24 protein-coding genes, 1 tRNA gene and 4 pseudogenes are annotated in these 19270 nt (G+C 46.1%); 18 read left to right on the forward strand and 11 right to left on the reverse strand.

What is annotated here, in order from left to right; translation table 11 throughout:
- The first annotated feature begins 98 nt into the window (after positions 1 to 98).
- Together RIB93_RS03050 and RIB93_RS03055 are read left to right on the forward strand one after the other, a co-directional pair.
- Positions 99 to 308, forward strand: coding sequence for a hypothetical protein (locus RIB93_RS03050; RefSeq protein ID WP_006098571.1), 210 nt, complete (start codon positions 99 to 101; stop codon positions 306 to 308).
- Positions 309 to 407: 99 nt separating this feature from the next.
- A tRNA-Ala gene (locus RIB93_RS03055) sits at positions 408 to 480 on the forward strand.
- Between the two features lie 615 nt (positions 481 to 1095).
- On the opposite strand, the gene nblB is transcribed toward RIB93_RS03055, so the two are convergent.
- Both nblB and RIB93_RS03065 read right to left on the reverse strand, forming a co-directional pair.
- Positions 1096 to 1752: a phycobilisome degradation protein NblB gene (nblB, locus tag RIB93_RS03060; protein ID WP_446370177.1), complete on the reverse strand. Its 657-nt coding sequence runs from the start codon at positions 1750 to 1752 to the stop codon at positions 1096 to 1098.
- Between the two features lie 60 nt (positions 1753 to 1812).
- Positions 1813 to 2283 carry a CBS domain-containing protein gene (locus RIB93_RS03065; RefSeq protein WP_446370344.1) on the reverse strand — a complete coding sequence of 157 codons (471 nt, stop codon included), beginning with the start codon at positions 2281 to 2283 and terminating at the stop codon, positions 1813 to 1815.
- A gap of 184 nt (positions 2284 to 2467) precedes the next feature.
- Between RIB93_RS03065 and RIB93_RS03070 the strand changes: the two genes are divergently transcribed.
- Positions 2468 to 2842 (forward strand): VOC family protein, encoded by a 375-nt coding sequence (locus RIB93_RS03070; RefSeq protein WP_446370179.1) that lies wholly within the window; start codon positions 2468 to 2470, stop codon positions 2840 to 2842.
- On the opposite strand, the gene RIB93_RS03075 is transcribed toward RIB93_RS03070, so the two are convergent.
- Positions 2839 to 3159 carry a hypothetical protein gene (locus RIB93_RS03075; protein ID WP_446370181.1) on the reverse strand — a complete coding sequence of 107 codons (321 nt, stop codon included), beginning with the start codon at positions 3157 to 3159 and terminating at the stop codon, positions 2839 to 2841. The genes RIB93_RS03070 and RIB93_RS03075 overlap by 4 nt on opposite strands.
- A gap of 34 nt (positions 3160 to 3193) precedes the next feature.
- Positions 3194 to 3880 carry a phosphoribosyltransferase gene (locus tag RIB93_RS03080; RefSeq protein ID WP_446370183.1) on the reverse strand — a complete coding sequence of 229 codons (687 nt, stop codon included), beginning with the start codon at positions 3878 to 3880 and terminating at the stop codon, positions 3194 to 3196.
- A gap of 201 nt (positions 3881 to 4081) precedes the next feature.
- Here RIB93_RS03080 and RIB93_RS03085 point away from each other — a divergent pair.
- A pseudogene (locus RIB93_RS03085) lies at positions 4082 to 4744 on the forward strand (HsdM family class I SAM-dependent methyltransferase); the annotation flags it as partial.
- Here RIB93_RS03085 and RIB93_RS03090 read toward each other — a convergent pair.
- Positions 4740 to 5090, reverse strand: a pseudogene (locus RIB93_RS03090) (serine/threonine protein kinase); the annotation flags it as partial. The pseudogenes RIB93_RS03085 and RIB93_RS03090 sit on opposite strands and share 5 nt — an antisense overlap.
- Before the next feature lie 154 nt (positions 5091 to 5244).
- Between RIB93_RS03090 and RIB93_RS03095 the strand changes: the two are divergent.
- Positions 5245 to 5985 carry a phosphatase PAP2 family protein gene (locus RIB93_RS03095; protein ID WP_446370185.1) on the forward strand — a complete coding sequence of 247 codons (741 nt, stop codon included), beginning with the start codon at positions 5245 to 5247 and terminating at the stop codon, positions 5983 to 5985.
- Between the two features lie 6 nt (positions 5986 to 5991).
- Here RIB93_RS03095 and RIB93_RS03100 read toward each other — a convergent pair whose 3' ends face one another.
- A complete protein-coding gene (locus RIB93_RS03100) occupies positions 5992 to 6504 on the reverse strand; it encodes a hypothetical protein (RefSeq protein ID WP_446370187.1) in 513 nt (170 codons plus the stop codon).
- Between the two features lie 36 nt (positions 6505 to 6540).
- Complete coding sequence (locus RIB93_RS03105; RefSeq protein ID WP_446370189.1) at positions 6541 to 6918, reverse strand: PepSY domain-containing protein; 378 nt, start codon at positions 6916 to 6918, stop codon at positions 6541 to 6543.
- A gap of 146 nt (positions 6919 to 7064) precedes the next feature.
- On the opposite strand from RIB93_RS03105, the gene RIB93_RS03110 reads away from it, so the two are divergent.
- From RIB93_RS03110 to gloA, 9 genes and pseudogenes are all read left to right on the forward strand, one after another.
- A complete protein-coding gene (locus RIB93_RS03110; RefSeq protein WP_446370192.1) occupies positions 7065 to 7739 on the forward strand; it encodes a response regulator transcription factor in 675 nt (224 codons plus the stop codon).
- Positions 7740 to 7987: 248 nt separating this feature from the next.
- Entirely contained in the window at positions 7988 to 9229 is a 1242-nt protein-coding gene (locus RIB93_RS03115; protein ID WP_446370194.1) for a sensor histidine kinase, read from the forward strand.
- Between the two features lie 71 nt (positions 9230 to 9300).
- Positions 9301 to 9603: pseudogene (locus RIB93_RS03120) on the forward strand (HsdM family class I SAM-dependent methyltransferase); the annotation flags it as partial.
- Positions 9603 to 9875: an N-6 DNA methylase gene (locus RIB93_RS03125; RefSeq protein WP_446370196.1), complete on the forward strand. Its 273-nt coding sequence runs from the start codon at positions 9603 to 9605 to the stop codon at positions 9873 to 9875. The pseudogene RIB93_RS03120 and the gene RIB93_RS03125, both read left to right, overlap by 1 nt.
- Positions 9876 to 9988: 113 nt before the next feature.
- The gene (locus RIB93_RS03130) at positions 9989 to 10303 is read left to right on the forward strand and encodes a hypothetical protein (RefSeq protein WP_446370198.1); all 315 of its coding nucleotides are present in this window, start codon (positions 9989 to 9991) and stop codon (positions 10301 to 10303) included.
- Entirely contained in the window at positions 10300 to 10548 is a 249-nt protein-coding gene (locus tag RIB93_RS03135) for a type II toxin-antitoxin system VapC family toxin (RefSeq protein WP_446370200.1), read from the forward strand. The genes RIB93_RS03130 and RIB93_RS03135 overlap by 4 nt, the downstream gene beginning before the upstream one ends.
- Before the next feature lie 6 nt (positions 10549 to 10554).
- The gene (locus RIB93_RS03140; RefSeq protein ID WP_446370202.1) at positions 10555 to 10758 is read left to right on the forward strand and encodes a type II toxin-antitoxin system VapC family toxin; all 204 of its coding nucleotides are present in this window, start codon (positions 10555 to 10557) and stop codon (positions 10756 to 10758) included.
- Positions 10758 to 10970, forward strand: a complete 213-nt coding sequence (locus RIB93_RS03145; RefSeq protein ID WP_446370204.1) for a hypothetical protein — start codon at positions 10758 to 10760, stop codon at positions 10968 to 10970. The genes RIB93_RS03140 and RIB93_RS03145 overlap by 1 nt, the downstream gene beginning before the upstream one ends.
- A 49-nt stretch (positions 10971 to 11019) precedes the next feature.
- Positions 11020 to 11451, forward strand: a complete 432-nt coding sequence (gene gloA / locus RIB93_RS03150) for a lactoylglutathione lyase (RefSeq protein WP_006098088.1) — start codon at positions 11020 to 11022, stop codon at positions 11449 to 11451.
- A gap of 261 nt (positions 11452 to 11712) precedes the next feature.
- Here the strand turns inward: gloA and RIB93_RS03155 are convergent, their stop codons facing one another.
- Positions 11713 to 12882, reverse strand: a complete 1170-nt coding sequence (locus RIB93_RS03155) for an NAD(P)/FAD-dependent oxidoreductase (protein WP_446370206.1) — start codon at positions 12880 to 12882, stop codon at positions 11713 to 11715.
- 238 nt (positions 12883 to 13120) lie between these two features.
- Here RIB93_RS03155 and RIB93_RS03160 point away from each other — a divergent pair, with 238 nt between their 5' ends.
- The 3 genes and pseudogenes from RIB93_RS03160 (at position 13121) to RIB93_RS03170 (ending at position 15233) form a co-directional block, all read left to right on the forward strand.
- Positions 13121 to 14302 carry a M20 family metallopeptidase gene (locus tag RIB93_RS03160; protein ID WP_446370208.1) on the forward strand — a complete coding sequence of 394 codons (1182 nt, stop codon included), beginning with the start codon at positions 13121 to 13123 and terminating at the stop codon, positions 14300 to 14302.
- Positions 14303 to 14494: 192 nt separating this feature from the next.
- Positions 14495 to 14753 (forward strand): annotated as a pseudogene (locus RIB93_RS03165) (TenA family transcriptional regulator); the annotation flags it as partial.
- A 60-nt stretch (positions 14754 to 14813) separates the two neighbouring features.
- The gene (locus RIB93_RS03170) at positions 14814 to 15233 is read left to right on the forward strand and encodes a peptidylprolyl isomerase (RefSeq protein ID WP_446370210.1); all 420 of its coding nucleotides are present in this window, start codon (positions 14814 to 14816) and stop codon (positions 15231 to 15233) included.
- A gap of 346 nt (positions 15234 to 15579) precedes the next feature.
- Here RIB93_RS03170 and RIB93_RS03175 read toward each other — a convergent pair whose 3' ends face one another.
- Entirely contained in the window at positions 15580 to 15966 is a 387-nt protein-coding gene (locus RIB93_RS03175; protein ID WP_446370212.1) for a BON domain-containing protein, read from the reverse strand.
- A gap of 172 nt (positions 15967 to 16138) precedes the next feature.
- Here RIB93_RS03175 and glsA point away from each other — a divergent pair, with 172 nt between their 5' ends.
- Complete coding sequence (gene glsA / locus RIB93_RS03180; RefSeq protein WP_446370214.1) at positions 16139 to 17119, forward strand: glutaminase A; 981 nt, start codon at positions 16139 to 16141, stop codon at positions 17117 to 17119.
- 203 nt (positions 17120 to 17322) lie between these two features.
- On the opposite strand, the gene RIB93_RS03185 is transcribed toward glsA, so the two are convergent.
- On the reverse strand, positions 17323 to 18447 hold the full coding sequence (locus tag RIB93_RS03185; protein WP_446370216.1) for a THUMP domain-containing class I SAM-dependent RNA methyltransferase: 1125 nt from the start codon (positions 18445 to 18447) through the stop codon (positions 17323 to 17325).
- 56 nt (positions 18448 to 18503) lie between these two features.
- A complete protein-coding gene (locus RIB93_RS03190; protein WP_446370218.1) occupies positions 18504 to 19229 on the reverse strand; it encodes a DNA-binding response regulator in 726 nt (241 codons plus the stop codon).
- Between the last annotated feature and the right edge of the window lie 41 nt (positions 19230 to 19270).

The raw sequence follows: 19270 nt of genomic DNA on the forward strand, positions 1-19270 counted from the left end.
AGCTGCCGTAAACTTTTGTGACTAATATCACACAATTGGATCGTTTGCAGCTACATAGACCACTGCTAGAATAGACTAGATGTTACATTTCTTAAATTATGTTGATTGCTATTTTAATATTCGATATTGCTCTAGTTGCTTGGTCACTGCACTTAATGCAACAGGCGTTTGACACACGAGAGTTTTCTTTTATGCTGGCTGGCACTTTAGTGGCGATGTCTGCGGCTGCCATGTTAGTCGTGTATTTCTTGATGGACAGCTATTTGGGCTACTTGAGTCGGATTGCGGCGGTTTCGGGTTCGTTTTAGTCAGGCTTGGGTTTTATAACTCAATAATTTCTCACCAGGCAATAATTTAATCAGACTTGACGAAAGGACAGAATCAAGGCATGATGGAAGATGCTGCACGGGGCTATAGCTCAGCTGGTAGAGCACCTCAATGGCATTGAGGGGGTCAGCGGTTCGAGTCCGCTTAGCTCCATTAACACAGAATTAAGAGTTGCTGAATAACTCTTATGGTGATAACTCTTATGGTGAGGTTAGGAAATTCTTCACAGGGAAGAGGGAACAGTTTTCATAAATTCAAAAACGGCATTCATTTTTATCGTATCAAGGCTTATTCTGGGTATTTTATAAACCTTTAATTGTTCTGGAAACCCTTATTTTTAAGGGTTTTGCGAGTTTTCCAGCCAGCCCAATTTTGGGTGTTGGTGACGCGATCGCCGGACGACTCATCATGAGTACAATACAATTGATGTGATCATTGAAAGTCAACCCAACAGCTATGAATGCGACTGAACAAGCTCCTCTAGACGAACAAACCTTGAGCCGATGCTGTTTGGCACCACTATTTGCTGACATCATGTGTAAGGGTCAGATCAGTTTGTCTGACTGGCGTGAATTGATAACAGCGCCTTGGGATAATTCTTTCACAAGTAATGATGAAGCTATCTTAATGCGCCTGATCTATGGGGTGCATCGTGGACTCGTGAAAGTTGTTGAATGATGAACCCCGAAGTATGACGAATGACGTAGCTTGCTTCTCAAGGGAGCGAGTATGACGATCTCCACCTTTAACTTTAATTGTGTCCACCTATCATAAATTTCGTTTGGCTTCCTGAGCCACTTGCTCAACCGAGTCATTGGCTAACGCTTCTAAGGCGGATCGAGCCTCTGAAGTATCGAAGGGCTTGAGCGCCTGGGCGACTCGGTAACGCACTTGCCAGTCAGAGTCGGTGGCAAAGGGAACTAATAATGGCACAGCACGGGGATCACCCAGTTCTCCTAATGAACTAATCGCGGCGGTTTGAATCAAGCTGGTTTCGGAGGAGAGTGCTTCTTCTAAGAGGGGAAAAGCACGGGAGTCGCCTAGTTCGCCTAATGCGGCAACAATACTAAACTGTAATAACCATTCCGATGATTGGTGGTATAACTGTTTCATCTCCTCAAACGCCTCGGTCATCTTCAGGGCACCCAAAGCGTCAGCGGCGGCGGCTTGGACATCGGGTTCTGAGTCGTTCAAGAGGCGATCGCGCAACAGGGTTAAGGTGCGTGATAAATCCTGATCCCCAAGGGTATCAAGCTGGCTAACAGCGGCGTACCGAACCCGAGCATTGGCGTCAGTCACAATCGGCTGGATTAATTCATAAGCTACCGATGGTTCTAGCTGGCGTAGTAGATTTACCCCACTCAGGCGGTTGCCAAAGTCCTCGGAACTCAGCAACTGTTGAACAGACTCACGAGAAACAGTCATTGTAACGTATTAAGTAATCAGTAATCGGACAAAATTAAAATTGACGGTGGGTTGATTAGATTATGACTCTTCGAGTTCAGCAATCATTGCCCGTACAATATCTCCCGCCGTGAGGACACCAATCACTTTTCCTTGGTTGTCAGTCACCGCTAAACGGCGTAGGGATTTGTCCTGCATCAGTTTCGCGGCTTTGCGTAAGGGTTGATCGGGCTTGACAACTACGGGTGCGTGGGTCATAACTTCGCCAACGGTTTGCCCTAGAGCCTTGTGTAGTTCTTCTTCATACCGGGCTGGGTTTTCTAGATAAATCACACTGTCTAGAAATACGATGTAAACTGGGGGTTCGACTCCTGTCTGTTGCCACAACAAATCTGTTTCTGAAATAATGCCCACCAATTTGCCGGCATCATTGACCACCAGCAAACCACTGATACGGCGTTCGGCAAGAATTTTCATCGCCTCTCTGATGGGCGTTTGGGGAGTAACCGCGATCGGGTCACGGCTCATGACTTCGGCAACGGTTTTGGGCATACTCAGGCTTGGTGTTTTTTCGGATTTACTCATCCTATTGTAGGGGTAGAGGGAATGAGGGGGATCAATTTCTCTTGAATGGGGAGCTTTTAAGCGGGAATAGGGAACAGGACAAGGGATTGAGGATTTTTACAATTCTTAACTCCGCCCGACAGAATTTATAGTCAGGTACTTAGTGATAGGGATGAAATTTCACTTGCATAGGGCTTGGGTTACCATTGCGGCTACGAATATCGAGCCACTGGTTGAATTTTATAGTCAATTACTGGCTGAATCTCCCCATTGCCATAGTCCCAATACCTATGCTGAGTTTCAGCTACCTGGATTGCGACTCGGATTATTTAAGCCCAGGGATAATCATCGACAGGAATTTGAGCAGTCTGAGCAAAGTGGGTTGAGTTTGTGTTTAGACGTTGATGACTTAGACGCCGCGATCGCACAGTTGAGTAACATGGGATATCCGCCACCGGGCGAAATCATCGTCGCGTCCCATGGGCGGGAAATCTACGCTTACGACCCCAACGGCAATCGTTTAATTTTACACCAGCCGCCGTCTTAACTAATCGCTACGTCATAAGCAACATTGGCAAAGGCATAGACGCTATAGAGAAGCAAGACAGTAATCGCGACAACCATAACCAAACGGGGACGTGGTGACGGGACAAATGCTTCCCTAACCCACATGGATGCGGCTGCACCAATCGCAAAGCTAGAACTGAGGACAAGGTATTGCCAGTCCGGTTGAAAGACCCAATTTAAGCCCAAAGCCAGGGTTAACAATACCATCAAATGTTCGATAGACTCCGGTGGATTTTGCTGCGTGGAAAGCACCAAGGTGCGCCAACAGAATTGTAAATGTCTCGTGAAAAAACTCATTAGCTAGAACTATTGATTAAGAGAAGGAATTGGGCTACTGTTGGTAAGGAAGATGATTGTACTCTTGCAAATAAGCCAGTGCCTCATCCGTGTTGACCTGAGGAAATTCCTCATAGAAACGGCTGACACTGAGAAAATTATCCGGTGTTTCCAGGATAACCAAGCGATCGCAAAAACGACCGAGCCTCTTGATCAGTCCGCCTGGTGCGACGGGTGTACAAATCCAGATCTGGTGAGGATGATACTCTTTCAACGTTTGAGTCGCCGCGATTATGGTCATCCCCGTAGCAATTCCATCATCAACCAAAATGGCTAATTTTCCTTGGGGGTTAACCTGAGGACAACCTGGGGCAAATTCAGCAAGTTGAGCTTGAGCTTTATCTTGAGCATGACGCAGGGCGGTTTGTCGCAGGGTCTCCTTCAGTCGTCCCCATAATCGTTGTTGCGCCCACAAAACTTGTCCGTCTGAGGTGACAGCACCAATGGCTAATTCCGGATTTTGGGGCGTGGTAATTTTTTTAGCCACCACGATATCCAGAGGAGAATTTAACTGACGAGCAATTGGTACGGCGACAGGAATACCGCCACGGGGAAGTGCATACACCATTGGTGATACAGTCTCACCCGTCGTCATTTCCAGTGCAGCAATCTGGGTAAGCAGCGCTTGAGCTAGCTCCTCACCGGCATGAGTGCGATCGCTAAATAGCGGAGCCGATGGCATAGGTTCCTCCAGCTTTTAACGGGGCTGCCCTAATCATGCCTGATTTTGGTCATGGTTTCAGGTCAATCCCTTCTGATTCTTAACATAAGGTCATACGTCACCACTTATCCTTGGCTCTATGGATAAAAGGATCGTTAACTCATCCACCTACGGTGCTAATTTTATAATGGGAGTCCTACTTCGTCATTCTCTTTCCATGAACACCGTTTTAAGATTCCGCCGGGTAGCCATTGGCAGAATGTGCGAGAGGTGCCGACGAATGTGGGACGAGCGCTCAAGAATGCCCTCTACGCGATTCAGTCTGCCAACTATGACCATCTCTGGGGTGTGTTTGGGGATACGGAATGGACAAACAAAGACCGTTTACCCGATGCCCTCCTGAAAGATTTGCTTGAGCATTTTTCTCAATTGTCTCTGCGTCCGAGTCGCATTGAAAGCGATATTTTGGGGGATGCTTACGAGTACCTGATTAAGAATTTTGCGGATACCACCAAGAAGAAAGCTGGAGAATTTTACACCCCGCGTAGTGTAGTACGGCTGATGGTGGCGATGTTAGACCCCCAGGAAGGGGAAACGGTATATGACCCCGCTTGCGGGACAGGAGGAATGCTGTTGGCGGTGATTGATTATATTAAACGTAAGGAAGGAGATCCGCGATCGCTCTTCGGAAAACTCTATGGTCAAGAGAAGAATATTACCACCGCAGCCACCGCAAAGATGAATCTGCTGCTACATGGCATCGAAGACTTTACCATTGAGCAGGGCGATACTTTACGCGACCCTAAGTTCACCGATGCGGGGACAGGAAAACTAGCGACCTTTGATTTAGTTATTGCTAATCCCCCCTTTTCCTTAGAAAGATGGAGTCGTAGAGGGTAATTCCCTGCAATCGCTTTAAGACTAACGCCCCATCTTGGGCATACAGACACTCGGAAAAGGCGGGATGAGAGCCTAAGCGACGGTAAACCTCTACTTCTTCTTCAAAGCCAGGTCGTCCAGGGGCATAGATTTTAACTACGAAGTCGGGATGGTCTTGGTGATACACTACGGCAGCGTAGTTTCCTGTTCCCAAAAGTTGCCAGGGGTTAGGCAGATGAACTACCACTACTGGGTCGTGGGGATTGAGGCTTTCTAGATGAAGCTCAGGCAGTAGTTCAGTTTCAAGACTAGAAATCAACTGATTGATAGAGGATGTTTTTTTCTCGGTCATTTATCTTTGTTTGGAACCCCCTTGAGCTGGGTCAAATTAGGGAAGATAAGATTCTCCTTTTTGCGGACTCGCTCTTTGAGCTTAATCTGAATCAGTCCAAAAGTTCTCGAATTGATTCAGATTAAGCCGGGTATAGTTAACTCTAAGTCAAATCATGCACGATCTGTTTAAGAAAATATCACTGCTTCTTTTTCGTTCCGTCCCCAAATATTTACTGCCTGTACTTTTAACCATCAGGTTTTTAGGCTTTGTCTTAGCAGGGCTGGCGTTGTGGGGTTTTGCAGAAATTTCTGAAGATATTTTAGATCAAGAAAGTTTCGCTTTCGACCAGCAAATTCTTCTTACTCTCCAAGAGTGGCATACGCCTTTACTCGATCAAATTATGGTTGGGGTGACATTTCTAGGGAATACCAGTGTTCTAGCTGGCTTAATCATTGTCACCACTTCGGCTTTGATCTACTTAAAAAAACGCTCAGAAGCAACAGTTTTTGTTATTGCTGCCTTTGGTGCATCGGGACTGAATGTGTTGCTAAAAAAGATATTTGCACGGGATCGTCCTCAACTATGGGAGCAAATTGTGGATGTGCAATTTTATAGTTTTCCGAGTGGTAACGCCATGATTTCTCTAGTGATCTATAGCATGATTGCTTATATCTTGGCGATTAACTTTCCGAAATGGCGAGGGGTACTTTGGCTTCTTCTCGTTCCCTTGGTTCTCGCGATTGGTTTTAGTCGCTTATACTTAGGAGTCCACTACCCCACTGACATAATCGCTGGTTACGCAGCGGGGTTTGTGTGGTTAGCTGCTTGTATCTCCAGTTCGGAACTTTGGCAAGCCCGACGCTCTTTTAAAAGCTCTTTAAAACAATGGTTGAAAGCCGAATCGGAATCTTAACGGCACTCAAATAACTTGGTAAACCACTACACCATCAGACTCACGATTATGGGAGCGTACTAAATCTGAGTGTTCTAACTCCATCAGGGTTTCTTTGACTTGAGCGGGTGGTAACTCAGTGGCGACGACAAAATCAGTAACGGTCATCTCCCCTTGTTGCTTGCCAACTTTAATAATTTGGACTTGAGCCTGGGGAAAGGAGATAGGCGCAGTTGACAAAGGCGTTAATCCTGGTTTTCGGGTTAGTTCTCTGGCTTTGCGGACTGATAAAGAGTTTTCTACCGCAGCACTAACGGCAAATAAGCCATAGAGAGGACTAAGGACATCATCATCTACTATCTCCATCTCCTCTGCTGAAAAGAGAAACATCGTTGCTAAGAAGGTAAGAACCGCAGCCGTGTAACGGAGTGTGTAAATGTAACCGCCAAACGGGACAAATAGGGTCAATAGGGCGGTAATCCCTAGATTCTTATCAGCACGTTTCTGGATTCCCTGGGAGTTTGGGTGGGGGTTCAACATGATTGACTTCAGCTTTGCACTCAGGTTAGGGTTGGTTTAGTCATCGTCGGAATCAGGGACTTGGATGCTCCCTTGGGGTCGAGAAGCTTCAGAGATTTCATCCTCATCGTCTTCGTTTTCGGTATAAAGGACAGTTCCGTTACCTGCATCAATATATACTTCGGTCTGACCGATTTCAACTTCGTACACTAAGCTACCGTCTTCAGTTTCTAGCTCAACGCTGTTCGCCGTTCCTCCTACCGCAGATTCAGCAGCTTGCTGGGCTTCTTCGAGGGTAATTTTGGCTAAAGATTGTAAGCGTTCAGTTTCTTGTTGATTTTCGAGATTTTGGGCGAAAGCCACCGCAGCGATTCCGCCTGCTCCGATTACCGCTGTTAAGGTAGTAGCGAGGGCGATTTTGATTGAATTTTTCATGATTGTCAGTCTCCTATTCGTTGGATAACTCTAAGGTAAAAAGAAAATGTCAAGAACTCGATAAGATGCTTTTAGAATCAAGATAATGAGCTTAAGGTTAAGCACAAAAAAGTAGAGACAGCGAAGAAAAGAACTATACTCTGAGAATGAAAATTTTATTAGTGGAAGATGATGATCGCATTGCTAAACCTCTGGCAGAAGACTTACGACATCAACACCACGTTGTGGAAATTGCTCAGGATGGCGTTGAGGGATGGGAATATGCCCAGGCGACGGAATATGACCTAATTTTGTTAGATTTGATGTTACCGAGATTAGATGGCATTAGCCTCTGCAAAAAGCTACGGGCAGCTCAATCTCCAGCGTTGATTTTGATGCTGACTGCTAAAGATACGACCAGCGATAAAGTCATGGGGTTAGATGCGGGGGCAGATGACTATTTAGTGAAACCTTTTAAACTTCAGGAATTAGCTGCCCGAATTAGAGCCTTGGCTCGTCGAAGTTCTGAAACGAAGCCTGTGATTTTGAGCTATGGTGACTTAAAGCTTGATCCGAGTACCGCAGAAGTCACCTATGGAGACAATCTATTATCCCTAACCCCGAAAGAGTACCTAATTTTAGAATATTTTTTACGCCACCCCCGACAAGTGCTCACGCGATCGGTGATTCTTGAGCAACTCTGGGAGTTCGAGAACTCCTCAATGGAAGGAACAGTAAAGACCCATATTACTAACCTGCGACGTAAAATTAAAGAGGCTGGAGGTTCAGGCTCTGAGATTGAAACGGTTTATGGGATTGGTTATCGTTTAGGTTCAGCTTGAGAGTTTTTGTTTTTTGAATCCATGTACTCAAACCTTCCGAACTGGTTCACTGACAAAACTTTTGAAAGCTTGGTTCTATCGTAGGATGGGTTAGTGATCGCGTAACCCAACGAAACGCTTGCTGGTATTGAATTACTCTACGAGAAGGCTTCGCCTACGTTACCTCAATCCAACCTACGCGAAGATTTTTGGTCAGTCAACCAGCATTCCAAAAAACTCAACAGAAATGAAGGAGAAGTTTTTATCAGTTGTCTAACTTCAAACAAATTAGAATTCGGCTGCTTTTATCTAACCTACTGGTGTTTGCCATCGTCCTGACGGGGTTTGCTGTTGCTGTCAGATTCGTTTTTGTCCGCAACTTGAGGCAACAACTGACCAATCAATTGGTGACTTTGGGACTAGGAGCAGCAGCCGGGGCGGAATTAGAGGACGGAGAGATTGAGCTAGAAACAAACTTCTCAGAGGGAGCATTAGAGGAGCAAGACCAAACCTTACAGGTGTTTGACGTTCAGGGGCGTTTGCTTGAACAGCGAGGTGAGCCGATGAGAACTCTACGCTTTAGCCCTACCTTAACGGTACAGGTTCAAACCCAAGCTCGGTCAGTGCAAGCGGTTACTTTACCTGTTTTTGATAATGAGGATGAACAGTTGATTGGCTATATTCGAGTTAGCCAATCTCTCGAAGAGTTAAACGAAACTATCAACGAACTCGATTGGGGGTTTGGATTTGGGGCGTTCGTTGGGTTGCTTCTCTATGCTATTGGAGGAAGCTGGCTCAACCGTCAGGTGATGCAGCCCATTGAGGAAAGCTATGAGCGCTTAAAACAGTTTACTGCCGATGCCTCCCACGAATTACGCAGTCCGCTCATGGCAGTTAGCACGAATGCTGAAGTCGCTTTGACTTATGCTCAAGGTATGCGAGCTACTGATGAAGAAAAGTTTCGCGCGATCGCGTCGGCAGCGAATCAAATGTCTCAACTCACGGAGGATTTGTTGCTGTTAGCACGAACGGGTCAAGTTGCTGATTTTGAATACCAAACTATTGATCTGACGGCTTTGCTGGTGGATTTGGTTCGCTTATATCAGCCCCAGGCAGAAGCTAAAGAAATTGAATTGAAGCTAGAAGCTAGGAATCACTTGGAGTTAGTGGGTGATGAAGCGAAACTAATACGAGCTTTTACGAATTTGATTCAAAATGCGCTTCAGTACACTTTGCCAGGAGGGAAAGTAGAAATTATTGGGGTTGCGCTTAATCGGGAGATTCAGGTAACGGTGGCGGATACGGGAATTGGGATTGCTTCTGAAGATTTGAATAAGGTTTTTGAACGGTTGTGGCGGGGTGATAGCTCTCGCTCTTATGCTCAGGGTGGCTCTGGTTTAGGATTGGCGATTGCTCAAGCGATTATCCGTCAGCACGGTGGGGGAATCACTGTCACCAGTCAAGTCGGTATCGGTAGTTGTTTTCAGGTTTGCTTACCCGCTAGTTCCTGAAAATCCTCTGAAACTAAGCTCTGTACTTGGGCTAGATAAGTCTCTAAAGTTATCCCCTAGAAAACACGACTGATAGTATTCTTAAGGATTTGTTAGAGCATTTTTCCACTGTATAACTTTCCCTGGGGAATGTCCCAGAGGATGAGTTAGGGAATGCGTATGAGTATTTGGTGAAGAAGTTTGCTGATGATAGTGGACATACGGCGCAGGAGTTTTACACCAATCGCACGGTGTTTCACTGGATGGTGCAAATGCTAGAACCCCAGTCGGGAGAGAGTATCTATGACCCCACCTGCGGAACGGGGGGAATGTTGGTGTCGGCGTTGGCGGAGGTGAAGCGCAAGGGGGGAGAGTATCGTACCCTCAAACTCTTTTGAAGCCGGAACACCAGGAACGGATTTTAGCAGCCTATCGGGATTTTACCGATGAGGAAGGCTTTGCGAAGGTGGTGACGGTAGAGGAGGTGCGTCAGCAGGATTATAGTTTGTCAATTCCGCTTTATGTGCGTCGGGTATTAGAAAATGGGACGGAGACAGACAACCGTAGTTTACCGGAACTCTGGTCAGATTGGCAGGAGTCTGGGCGGGAGTTTTGGCGACAAATGGATGAGGTGGTTGAGATGTTAGATGGGTTGGTGCAAGGATAATGGCAGGAATTGCTTATGATTTAGCAGTAAAATTAGGGGGAGTTGGGGCTGCAAAGGGTTTACCTGGTGACCTTAGTTTTAACCTAGCTTATTTGAAGTATTTTGGAGGAAGTATGAGTCCACAATTAAAAGATTTTTTCACCCAAATTGACAGTTTGAATAAGGAGGAACGGCTTGAAGTTTTACATTATTTAGAACAGCGTGTTCAGGAAGATGATACGGTTGATAAAGGTCAAGGGATTGATGCAGATTATGAACATTTGCTGCAATATATTGCTGAAACCAAGAATACAGAATGTAGACGACCTTTACAAGAGTTTCGCGGGATTGCACCCAATTTATTAGCAGGTCAAGATGCTCAAGAATGGGTTAGTCAGATGCGGAGTGAATCAGACGAACGTGAGCAGGTGTGGAGGAAGTCAGAGTGACCTTAGATGAGGCGTTGCAAGGAGTCAAGATCATTTTCCTTGATACGGCTCCGGTGGTTTATTATGTAGAGAATCATCCCCTTTTTGCTGATGGGGTAGAAGGGGTTATCAAGAAATTAGATAGCGGAGAGTTACAAGGAACTATTTCTCCGGTAACGTTGGCAGAATGTTTGGTCTATCCTTTGAAGAATCAAGATAAAAAGTTGCAACAAGAGTTTGTGGATTTTCTTATGTGTCGTCAGTAAATCCAAATGATAGAGATTGATACGGTAATTGGTCTTTTATCTGCAAGGTTACGAGTCAAATATAACTTGAAACTGCTGGATGCTTTGCAGGTGGCGACAGCAATTAGAAGCGGGTGTGAGACGTTGTTAACCAATGATGACCAATTCCGACGGGTTTCTGAGTTACGGGTTTTGATGATTGAGGATTTTGTGGAAGGGGATGTGTCTTAATGGGTGAGGAGAAGCCGTTAAAGTCTGGGTGGCAAAAGGTTAAGTTTGGTGATGTGGTTCGCCTCAGTAAAGAACGCAGCAAAAACCCTGAAGCAGATGGTATTGAGCATTATATTGGACTTGAACATATTGACCCCGATGATTTAAAGATTCGCCGTTGGGGATTGGTTTGTGAGGGAATCACCTGTTGCACCGCCTCACCGCCTCGATAGAATGAAAAGCAAAGAAACATGAATAAACGCAAGGAGTCTTTAATCAGCTATGCGAATGCTACATACAATGCTGCGCGTCGGTGACTTAGATGAGTCTCTCAAATTCTACTGTGATGTGCTAGGCATGAAGTTACTGCGGAAAAAAGACTATCCCGGCGGGAAATTTACCTTAGCGTTTGTCGGCTATGGTGATGAGTCTGACCATACTGTGTTAGAACTCACCTACAACTGGGGTGTTGACCAATACGAGTTGGGTGATGCCTATGGTCACATTGCGATTGGCGTGGATGATATTTACGGCACCTGTGAGCAAATCAAGGAACGGGGTGGTAAAGTCGTGCGGGAACCTGGTCCAATGAAACATGGTTCCACTGTCATCGCTTTTGTCCAAGACCCGACTGGCTATAAGATTGAGTTAATCCAATTGGGGACTCAAGGCTCAGCCAAACCTCAAGAAAAAGCTACAGCGGCTAGTCATTAAATAGGGGCTGCTGAATAAGTGGTGAGGTGAGGGGGAGATGGGGGAGATGGGGGAGATGGGGAAGATGGGGGAGATGGGGAAGATGGGCGAGATGGGCTTTCATTTCGCGATTTAATGATCACCTAACATCAAACCCGCCCTGTCCGAGTGTGTAGGGGCTTCTTTTGACGACTATCGTTTCTTCCCTCACAAGAGATCTAAACCCGCCCCGACGTAGAGACGTAGCATGCTACGTCTCTACATCCCCCTGTTCCCCGTTCCTTACAAATTCTGTGAAATTTGAGCAATAATCTGATCCTCCTTCCCCATCACCCATTGGGCAAAGCGTTGGGCTAACGGTGGCACATATACCAGAGGGTTGGTAAATCCAGAGAAAATATAAACACCCTCTACGCCCTCAATTGCTCCCACTACAGGTAAATTATTACCACCAAACGCCACTAAACAGTGATGCCAAGTTCCTGGTAGTTTAGCTAAAGCAGGTAGGACATTCCCTACCTGAGTACGAATCCCAGACTCACTCGCGGCTGAGTTTATAGCGGCGAAGGGTTGAGTCAGAACACGACTAATTTGACCCATCCGTAAACTGCCATCTAGAAACTGAATCGCCCCAGCGTCTAAAATCGGCGGCATAGGTTCATAACCCCGTTGATCCCAAAAGGGTTCTACCTCCGCACTGCTGGCTTGCGCTTCAAGTGGAAAGCGTTGTGTATAGGCGGGCATGACTAATGTTCGCAGGTTCAGGTCAACCGTTGGCGTTTCAATCATTTCCGCATGGGTGAAGTATACGCGCACCTGAATCCCGGCGGCGTTGAGCAAGGCGCGGCTGAATCCACCGGCACAAATAACTGTATTGGCAGCATGATAGGTTTGATCATCGGAGGTTTTCACCCCCTGCACTCTATCCCCTTGGCGCAGGAGTTCCACCACTTGAGCTATCTGCTGTTCACCCCCAGCACGACAAAAGGCTTGGCGATAGCCTTGGGTGAGCTGTTCCGGATGAATATGACCATGACGAACCGTAAGAACGCCCGCGATCGCATTAGGATTGAGTAGGGGTTCTAACTCACAAGCCTCCTCGACTGAGAGTAATTTGGGTGGAATGGCACAATCAGCATAAGCCGCTGCCATTTTTTCTGGGTCTTGGTTGGCGGAAATAGTCAGGACTAAATCCAATTCCCGGAACTGGGTATCATGGTCTAATTCCGCTGATAAATGCCTGTGGCGTTCAATTCCCTCAGCACACATTACTCTCGTCAGGTCGGATTTCCCTGACCAATAGGCTAAACCGCCATAACTGTACCGAGTCGCGCCTTGAATTGCTGTGTCTGAATCGACCAACATAACCCTTAACCCTGCTTGGGCAAGTTCATAGGCGAGTGCTGCTCCGGTAATACCCCCACCAACAACAATCCAATCGTAGGTTTTCATGGTTTTTTGCTCATTCTCCACATCTTCCATTGTTATCGGGATTAACCCCTTAGTTAAGGGAATCAGGATTTACCAGTCTCCATCTGTAGGTGGGCATTGCCCACCCTACCACTTCCATTTTGATTGGGATTAACGTCTTAGTTAAGGTAATGTCTAACGACCGATAGCTGCATTATTTTTCAGATGTTTGGATGATGGAATAGAAAGCTTGTATAGTAAGACCTCTTGAATTGAATTTATGCTTAGCCGAATCAAAGACCTCGCCCAAGAACTCGCACCGCGTCTGATTGAAATTCGCCGCCATATCCATGGTCATCCGGAATTGAGCGGTCAGGAATACCAAACGGCGGCTTATGTCGCGGGTGTGCTGTCGTCCTGTGGCATTGTTGTCCAAGAAGGGATTGCCAAGACGGGCGTGATTGGTGAGTTAGTTGGGGGGACTAATGAACGCTTAGTGGCGATTCGCACGGATATGGATGCGTTACCGATTACCGAAGCCGTTCCTCTGGAATTTGCCTCCCGCAAGATGGGGATAATGCATGCCTGTGGTCATGATGTTCACACCACGGTTGGTTTAGGCACGGCGATGGTGTTGTCCGGATTAGGCGAACAATTACCGGGAAATGTGCGCTTCTTGTTTCAACCTGCTGAAGAAATTGCCCAAGGCGCGAACTGGATGGTGCAGGATGGGGCGATGAATGATGTCAGTGCCATTTTTGGGGTTCATGTGTTCCCGTCGATTCCGGGAGGTTCTATTGGTGTCCGGTATGGCGCACTTACGGCAGCGGCGGATGACTTGGAAATCTTTATTACCGGGGAATCGGGTCATGGTGCCCGTCCCCATGAAGCCGTGGATGCGATTTGGATTGCGGCTCAGGTGATTACCACTTTACAGCAAGCGATTAGCCGCACTCAGAATCCTTTACGTCCGATAGTCTTGACAATTGGACAGATTAATGGTGGACGCGCCCCGAATGTGATCGCCGATCAAGTCCATTTAGCCGGAACCGTGCGATCGCTCCACCCCGAAACGCACGCGAATCTGCCAGAATGGATTGAGTCAATTGTGGCAAATGTCTGCCAGATGTATGGCGCTCGCTATGAGGTAAGTTATCGCCGGGGTGTGCCTTCGGTGCAAAATGACTTAGCTTTAACTCAAATCTTAGAAGCATCTGCCAAAGAAGCCTGGGGAAGTGATCGAGTGCAAATTTTACCCGAATCCTCTATGGGAGCCGAGGATTTTTCCATGTATCTAGAACATGCTCCGGGTACGATGTTCCGCCTCGGCGTCGGGTTTAAGGATAAGCCTAATTATCCCTTACACCATCCCCAATTTGAAGTGAATGAATCGGCGATTATTACAGGTGTGGTAACCCTGGCTTATTCTGTCTACAAATATTGGCAACAGTCTGTTTTGTAGATAAGGGAGTTTTAAGTTTTATCGATTGTAGGGGCGGGTTTGACTATTACCGTTTATTGTTGCTCCAGATGCGACTAAACCCGCCCCATCCCAGTGGAATAATTTATCGATTGTAGGGGCGGGTTTGACTATTACCGTTTATTGTTGCTCCAGATGCGATTAAACCCGCCCCATCCCAGTTTCTGCAAATTTTGGGCGATTGAATTGGCATATAATCAAGGCTGGCAATTGCCAGGTCAGATGAGTGGGTCTTACAATGAATTTGCACAACGCTGGGGAAATCCTGGATTTACTGAGTATGTCACTTTGTTGGAAAAGCAAGCGAATCAGGTATTGCCAGAGGCGTCAGAATCCATTCAACAGCAAGCCGAGTCTGCATTTTTGCAAGTTGCAATTAGAAGCCGAGTTTTGGCAAATGGCGTTTAATGCTGAAACGGATTGTGCCGAATAATGGAACCCATTCCCCAGTTTCACTCAACCCTAACAACATATCACACGCAAGGAAAAAACTATGACCCGCGCCATTATGGAAACGGAAAAAGGTACAATTCATCTAGATTTATTCGAGCAAGATGCTCCGAATACGGTGAAAAACTTTGTCGATCTCAGTGAAAAAGGATTCTATGACGGACTGAATTTTCATCGCGTTATTCCCGATTTTATGATTCAAGGCGGTTGTCCTCTGGGAACGGGTACGGGGGGTCCTGGCTATACGATTAACTGTGAAATTAACCCCAATAAGCATTTAGCTGGGTCATTATCCATGGCACATGCAGGTCGCAATACGGGCGGAAGTCAATTTTTTATTTGCCACTCGTCTCAACCCCATTTAGATGGCGTCCATACTGTTTTTGGTAAAACCGAAGATATGGATGTGGTTAATGCGATTCAAAAAGGCGATAAAATTCTTTCGGTGAAGATTGAAGAGTAATTGCCTGCTCATTTAGTTGGAGGGCAACGCCAATTCAGAAAGGGGATTGATGGGGTGAATCACGATAACATTTTCATCCTGATCATCCCCATTGTTGTACAGATAGTCAAAGGCGGCGGTATCATTTAGTAGCCTTGAGCAATGGTGCGTTACACAACGCTTACGCACCCTACAATTTTGGGTTCATCTCATTAGAATTATTTTTTAGATTATCAAGTTTAATACACGACAATTTTTCTGGCGCAAGCCTGGCGCACCTACGGTGAAACGCTTAAATAATTGAAAAAGGCATTAGATTTTTACCTAATGCCTTTTTGGTCGATTATAGCTTCATATAGCTAACAGGTTAACCCACTGTCACTTGAGTCGTATCAACATCCTTGGCACCATTGACACCTCTAGCAACCTTCACCATCTTGTCTAAAATAGCCTGATTCGGAACCTTACCTTTCAACACCACAGTGGTACTCGTTTGGGCGACATAAAGCGTATTGATGTCATCTAAATCCGGATCTTCATCAAACGCTAAAGCGACCCGCTTCGCTAAACCACTTTGGTCATATTCTCCATGTAAACCAAGACGTTCGGGAGGAGTGGTGGACAGTTTCGTCGTGGCTGGGGCTTCATCTGTTTTTGGGCGACTGGCGGCGGATGAAGGTTGCTGCTGTGTTGGAGGGTTTACTTTTGCCTCTTTTGGCTTGTCCATGCCAAATAGTCGTTGTAACCAACCCATATTCTGTTAAACTCCTCTTATACTTTGATGATTGATCCAACTATTATCGATTAAAGCTAGGAGTTTGAACATCTATCAATAAGAATAGTTATGGGTTATCAGTGGATGATTCGCTTTTATTGCTCAGGGTTTAAATCTACACTTTAATTAATCTATTTGAATCGGGGGTAGCATGGTTGAAAAAATCGAGGCGTCGCACCCTATCAGTGACAGGGATAATCCGAATCATCATCAATCTTCTCTGGGACTATCCGCATTGACTCAGGATCAACTTAATACTTTAATCGCTAAGGCAAAAGTACAATGTAAAGGGGGACAATTGCCAACCTATATCCCCTTACTAGCGCAGGCAAATCCAAACTGGGTGGCGGTACAGGTACAAAGGATTCAGGGTGAGAGAGTAGCAGGGGGTGATATTAATCGCTCATTTCCCTTGATGAGTGTGATTAAGCCGTTTGTCTTGCTATTTTTGCTGGAACAATTGGGAACAGAGGCGGTATTTTCTCAGGTGGGGATGGAAGCGTCAGATCAGCCATTCAATTCCTTAGCGCAACTGCAAGCGGATCGGGGAAAGCCGCGTAACCCAATGATTAATAGTGGCGCGATCGCACTCGCTGGGCGTTTACCGGGTAAGGATGGGGCGTCTCGTTGTGAAAGCCTGCGCCAGTGGCTAAATCAGCGATCCCAGTCTCAGTTAGTTTTAGATGAGGCGATGTTACAGTCGGTGCGTTCTCTCCCCAATGAACGGAATCACGCGATCGCGAATCTATTAGCCACCTCTGGCTATCTGGATCATCCAGAAATTGCCCTGGATACCTACAATCACATCTGTTGTCTATCGGGAACGGTGACGGATTTAGCTCAACTGGGGATGCTGCTGGTGCAGGATAATAGCATGATATCACCTGAACACTGCCGCATGGTTAACGACATTCTGATCACCTGTGGATTGTATCAAGCCTCCAGTCGCTTCGCGGCGGATGTTGGATTACCAACCAAGTCAGGGGTGAGTGGGGCGATGGTTTCTATCGTACCGTCTCAGGGTGCGATCGCCTGTTATTCTCCGGCGTTAGATGAGATGGGGAATTCTCAAGCCGGGTTGTTTATTGTTCAGCAATTGGCGCAGGATTTAGAGTTGAGTGTTTTGGGTTAATTTTCAGCATCGGAATGATATTTTTTTAACGCAGAGAGACGCAGAGGGAAAGCGCAGAGGTTCGCAGAGGGGTTGTTTGATCAAGATTGTGTAGGGTTTTGAAATTGTTGGAAATACTAGGTTAGTCGTCTTTAGACGACTTTAGCTTTTAGCCTTGGGTTTTAACCTAAGGCGGGTTAATGGGACAGTGCAAAAAGTAATTATTAATACAATTCATATTTCAGGAATGTGCAAGAAATAGACCCGTTATACACCGGAATCCGTCGCGATGCTTTTAATCCTACTCGCTTTGCCAACTGCTTATTCCCAGTTAAAATAAATGCTGTCCAGCCTTTAAACCGTTGTTTAAAAATATCACCGAGTAATTTATATAACTCTCCCAGTTCCTGAGCATTCCCTAACCGTTCTCCGTAAGGAGGATTGCAGATAATTATTCCGCGATCGCCTGGCGGTTCTAGTTGGGAAAGGTCTTGTTGAAGAAAGGTAATCTGATCTAAAATGCCACAATCCTGGGCATTACTCCGGGCTTGGTTGAGGATATCCGCCTCGCGATCGCACCCTATAATCGGTGCGGCTAATTCCTGGTGCTGACAGGCTTTTGCCTGGTTGAGGAGTTGTTGCCAAAGGGTGGGATTAAAGTCTAACCAATGCTCAAATCCAAACTGTTCTCGAAACAAGCCAGGAGCAATATTTAAACTGATTAAACTAGCTTCTAAAGGTATCGTTCCTGAACCACACATGGGGTCTACTAACGGTAACTGGGGATGCCATTCTGCTAATTCTAACAATGCAGCCGCTAAGGTTTCTTTCAGGGGAGCAAGCCCCATGGCAGATCGATATCCGCGTCGATGTAGACTGGTTCCTGAACTATCTAAACTGAGAATACATCGATTTTGATGAAGATGAACATTAACTAACAAGTCAGGCTTGTCTATATTAACACTCGACCGCTTCCCAAACTGACTGCGTTGTTGATCAACGATCGCATTCTTTACCTGGAGGGCGGTAAAGTGGCTATGATTAAGCTGTTCCGTCTTTCCGGTTGCATTCACAGCCAAGGTTTGCTGCGGTTTCAGGTATTGTGCCCAGGGGATAGTTTGCACTCCCTGATACAGTTGTTTCGCATTCGCACAAGGAAATTCGGCTAAAACAACCAGTACCCGGAAAATCGTTCTCGCCCAGAGATTCACCCGATACATTAACGCCGTATCCCCCTGAAAATGCACTCCCGTAAAATCCGGATGCACCTCCTGCGCCCCTAGGTGTTCAAGTTCTTGCGCCGCAATGGGTTCTAATCCACGGGCGACTGTAGCAAAGTAATGGTTCACGTTTTATGCAGGTGGGGATTGTCATTGGTCATTGGTCATTGTAGGTACGAAGCGTGTCAGAAGCGCGAGTCATCAGAATCATCAAATAACTGGGTCATGTAGTCAAAGTTTCCTTCACCGACATTTTTTCGCAAGATGTTGATAATCGTTTCTGGGTTATCGTAAGGACCACTAATATAAAAGGGTTTACCATTGCGACCCATTTGAATTTTGGGTTGACCACTCCACTTACCTAAATGAAATCGCGATTGCTGAAAATCTTGATGGGGTTTAAATCCTAATTGTTCGGCATAGTCTACGGCACTATACACTAGGGCTTGGGCTTGTTCAAGGGTAATTTTTTGAGAACCTTCGGGAAAGCCTTGATAGGCATAGTCTAACATCTGTTTATATTCACTGGAATTGAATTGGCGCGGACCCATGGTATCTTTGACGCCGAGACACCATAAATCCAGTAAGTAAGTACAAACGGTGAATCGGTCATACTTGGCTTTGCGGGTAATACAGACTAGGGCTAACCCTCCGTCAAGATTGTCCTCAGTTTCTTCAATTGGCTCTGAATTGTCATGGAGATAATAGTCCGCACAGTTAGCGTTGACGAAGCATTCACAAACGGGTTCTAATTCCCCTGAAGCAACACGGGAAAGTGTTTTTTCCTCCGCCTGTTCTTTGATATAGGCGGTGACTTCAGCCGCCCGTAATCCTAATTTGCGAGCAATTTGTTTGGGTGTTAAGTTGCGATCGCGTAGTTCGGTGATTTCCTGTTTTTGTTCGGGTGTCATAGTTTTGTCTTATGTTATTCGTCATACTCGAAGAGTTTTGT

This window comes from Coleofasciculus sp. D1-CHI-01 (assembly GCF_040218875.1).
Lineage (GTDB): Bacteria > Cyanobacteriota > Cyanobacteriia > Cyanobacteriales > Coleofasciculaceae > Coleofasciculus.